Raw genomic sequence first — 4,080 nt, 5'->3', positions numbered from 1 at the left:
CAGCGGGTCTTCGCGGAGGCCGGCGAGGGCATCGACAACCTGAACGCCTACCTGGCCACGAACCCGGCCGAGCCCATGCCCCGGCTGCTGCTCGTGATCGACGAGTTCGCCATGCTGGCCAAGGACTTCCCGGACGTGCTCAAAGCTCTCGTCAGCGTGGGGGCAGTGGGCCGCACCCTTGGTGTGCACATGATCCTGGCGACGCAGCGCCCGGCGGGCGTCGTCAGCGACGACATCCTCGCGAACACCAACCTTCGGGTGGCGCTGCGGGTGCAGAGCCGCGACGACTCCAACAACGTCATCGGTGTGCCCGCCGCCTCGGCGATCGGCCGGGCCCAGATGGGCCGGGCATTTGTGAAACTGGGCCAGGACGACATCACCCCCGTGCAGACGGCCCTCGTGACCGGGCGGGCGCAGCTCGGCGCCGGGCCTGCCGTGGACGTGCGCGAGACCCGCCAGTTCGGCGTCCCCGTGCCCGCGGCGGCGCCGCCACGGTCTGCGGCCGTGGACGAGAACGACCTCGAACTGCTCATCGACGCCGTAGTCGCAGCCAACGCCGAGGCAGGGTACGCCGAGCCGCGGCAGGTCTGGCCGGAGGCCCTGGGTGAGCGTGTGGAGCTGGAGGGTTACCTTCCTCAGCCGAACGGCGGCCGTCGCGCCGCGCCGTCCGACACTCCCACCGATCCCGCACGCCGGCCGCTGCCGATGGTGGGCGCCGTCCGAGGCTCCACGGTCCAGGTGGCAATCGTCGACGAGCCGGAGCTGCAGCGCCAGTCCGCGGCGGGATGGGACATGTCCGTGGGGAACCTGATGCTCATGGGCGTGGCCGGCTCCGGCACGAGCACCACACTGGCCTCGATCGCGCTGACACTGGCGAAGGACGCCGATCCGGCCGAACTGGACCTGATGATCCTCGACATGGGCTCCCGTGAACTCGAAGCCCTGGAACGCCTGCCGCACACCGTGGCGTATGTGGGAACCGGGGCCGGTGCCAAGGAGCAGCAGGCCCGTTTCCTCCGGCACCTGCACACGGAGCTCGAGAGCCGCCGCGCCGAGCCTGGCAGGCACCGCCGCACCGTGGTGCTGCTGGACGGCCTGGCCTCACTGCGGGACGAGTTCCAGGATTTCGAAGGGCAGCAGCTGCTGGCGCTGCTGTATCGGGCGTACGCGGACGGCCCGGCGCTGGGACTGTCCTTCGCGGTCTCCACCACACGCGCCAAGGCGGTGCCCTCGGCCATGAACGAGGTGACGCTGCAGAAGTGGCTCTTCCGGCTGGCGGACGACTACGACTACTCCTCGCTCGGCGTCCGGGGCAAGGAAATCCCCGCTGCGCTTCCTGGGCGCTGCGTGGATCCCCGCACCTCGCTCCAGATGCATGTGGCCACGCCCGGTATCGGGGTCGAGGCTGCGGTGGATCGCATGCGGCAAAGCTGGGCACACGCACCCGCGAAGACCCCGGCGATCCGGCGCCTGCCCTCCAACGTCACCATGCTGGCGCTAGGGGTGGAACCCCGGCTGGAGGCCGAACCCTGGCTCATCCCGGTAGGAATAAAGGAGGCTGACCTCTCGCCGGCTTTCCTGGAAATCTACGAGGGCGAGCACGCGCTTGTCGCCGGGCCTGCCCGGTCGGGAAAGTCCACGCTGCTGCTGGCCCTGGCCGCAGCCCTGCGTGGCGCGACCACCTCACGCGGGCCGGCTCAGGTGTGGGGCATCTGCGATCGCCGCTCGCCCCTGGCCCTCGCCGATCTGGATCGCGTGGCCGTCGGCACGGATGAAGTGCCGGCCCTGCTGGCCTCCCTGCGCCTCGAGCGCGGCCCAGTGTTCCTGCTCATTGACGACGCAGAGCGCTTCGAGGACACCGATCAATCCATCGCGGGGGCTGTGACATCCGGGCAGCCGGGGCTGTGCGTCATCGCGGCCGGACGGGCCACGGATCTCCGCGGGCTGTACAGTCACTGGACCAAGACGCTCCGCAAATCCCGCCTGGGCGTGCTGCTGCAACCGGATGTAGATTACGACGGCGAACTGCTGGGCACCGCACTCCCGCGCAGGGCGCCGGTGGCGCTGACTGCCGGGCGTGGATATATCGGCGTCGGCGGGCAATTGGCACTGATCCAGTCGATGAGCGCCGAGGGCTGAGCCCGGCTACGAGCGCATACGACGAACCAGTGGACGGCCGGGGGCCTTGAAGAATCAGATCGATAGCGTTGGGGAGTACGGTATGAAATTCGCACAGACGGGTCAGGCTCTGGGAGCGTCCTACCGCTTCGGCGAATGGGTGGGCTCCGGCGCCGTCGGCGAGGTCTGGACCGTCACCTCTGCCGACGGCCGGACGCTTGCCGCCAAAGTCCTGCGCCCGGAGCACGCCGACGATCCCTCGCTCGTAGAGCGGTTCGTCCGCGAGCGATCCGTCTTGCTTGGCCTGCGGGACTCGCACATCGTCACGGTGCGCGACATGGTGGTGGAGGGCTCGCGGTTGGCCATCGTCATGGACTACGTGGCGGGAGGCTCGCTGCGCGACGCGCTCAAGGAGACGGGCCCGCTGCGTCCCGTGGACGCGTTCAACGTCGCCGCCGAAGTGTTCGACGCACTGGCTTTCGCGCACTCACGAGGCGTGACCCATCGCGACATTAAGCCGGACAACGTGCTCCTCGCCCGCCCCTGGCCCGAGTGCGCCGCGGGCGACGTACGGGTCTCCGACTTCGGCATCTCCGACGTCGTGGGCGAGAAGATCCGCCAGACGACCGGTCTCATCGGCACCCCGCACTACATGCCTCCCGAGCTCATCAGCCAGGGCCGGTCCGGCCCTCCGGGCGATGTGTACTCAACGGGTGTCCTGCTCTACGAGCTCCTAGCCGGGCGCACTCCTTTCGCCGGGCCGGGGACGGACTTCAGTGTCGCGTACCGCCATGTTTCCTCGCGCCCGCCACGGATCCCCGTGGACGACGCGGTATGGAACATACTCGACTCGCTGCTGTCCAAAGACCCCGCCCGACGCCCGACGGCGAGTGAGGCCGCGGCGACGCTCCGGCGTCTCGCACCCCGCCTTGCCGGCAGCAGCCCGATCACGCGTACCGAGGCCCCGGAGGACTTCGACGCCGTCGAACGCTCGGCCACCGTCGTCCGGGGCGCCTTCACGGACGAGGACCTCGCGGCCCTCGCGTCAGGCTCGCCAGATGACCACGCCGGGAAGGCTCCCGAGCTCGGGGAGGCCGACAGCGCCACCATCGCCCGGCCAATCCCGCGTCGCGAAGTGCGGCCCCGGGCGGAGGCCCGGCTCGAGGAACAGGTCGCCACCCCGTTCTGGCGCACTCGCAAAGCGTTACTGCTCGCGGGCGCCGCCACCCTGCTCGTCGTCGCGATGGTCGTGGGGTTCGTTGTCCTCGCCCCTCCAGGTCAGCAAATGCGGCCCACCGCGGAAGGCCAGGTGTCCAAGCAACTTCAGGACGCGGCGCTGCCAACCGGCCTGACAATCTCGCGGGAGGCCTCCTATGAGGCGTCCTCCGGTCAGGTCCGCTTGACTGTCGCGTACGCGGCGCAGAAGGCGCCGTTGTCCGGTGATTTCCTTGAGGTGATCCCGGGCCTGGCCGATGGGGAAGCGTGCCCGACGGTCACGTGGGACGGGGCTTCGGTGAGCAGGAATCAGGCCTCGATCACCGGCCTTGACGTCGAGTGCGGCTGGAAGGTCTCGGGGTTGGAGGTCCCGGCCGGAGGGGCAGCCCAGGTCACCGCCAAGGTGTCAGTGTCGCCCGCGGACCAGCAGGCCCTCGACGCATGGCTGCGGGCTGGGTCCGAGGCGACGACGGCCGCGACGCAGGACCCTGCCGTCAAGGGCACGGCCTATACCGTCCAGCGGCTGAAGGGCGTGGAGGTGCGTACTCCGGCGCGCGTCGTGACGCCCAGCCCGCTAAAGATCACCCTCGTGCCAGTCTGGGCCGGCGGCGCCGACGAGCTGAACCCGCTCTACGTCAGTCCCGCGTCGGGCAAGCCCTCGCAGATGCTCGCCGCCGTGAGCGGCGGCGAGAAAGGAGTACGGTTCTCCGACGGCTGCGGCGGGGCGCTCGCGGTGGACAGCGCGGG

The 4,080-nt window shown here is 70.0% G+C and carries 2 protein-coding genes; both read left to right on the top strand.

Annotated elements, in window-relative coordinates:
- A partial coding sequence (locus LQV45_RS19690; RefSeq protein ID WP_253074580.1) for an FtsK/SpoIIIE domain-containing protein occupies positions 1–2,139 on the top strand: 2,139 nt, incomplete at its 5' end.
- A gap of 82 nt (positions 2,140–2,221) precedes the next feature.
- Positions 2,222–4,080, top strand: a 1,859-nt coding sequence (locus tag LQV45_RS19685) for a serine/threonine-protein kinase (protein WP_230008461.1), incomplete at its 3' end; no start/stop codon positions are given.

This window comes from Microbacterium sp. Bi128, from assembly GCF_918698205.1.
This window is presented reverse-complemented; position numbering and strand designations above follow the sequence as displayed.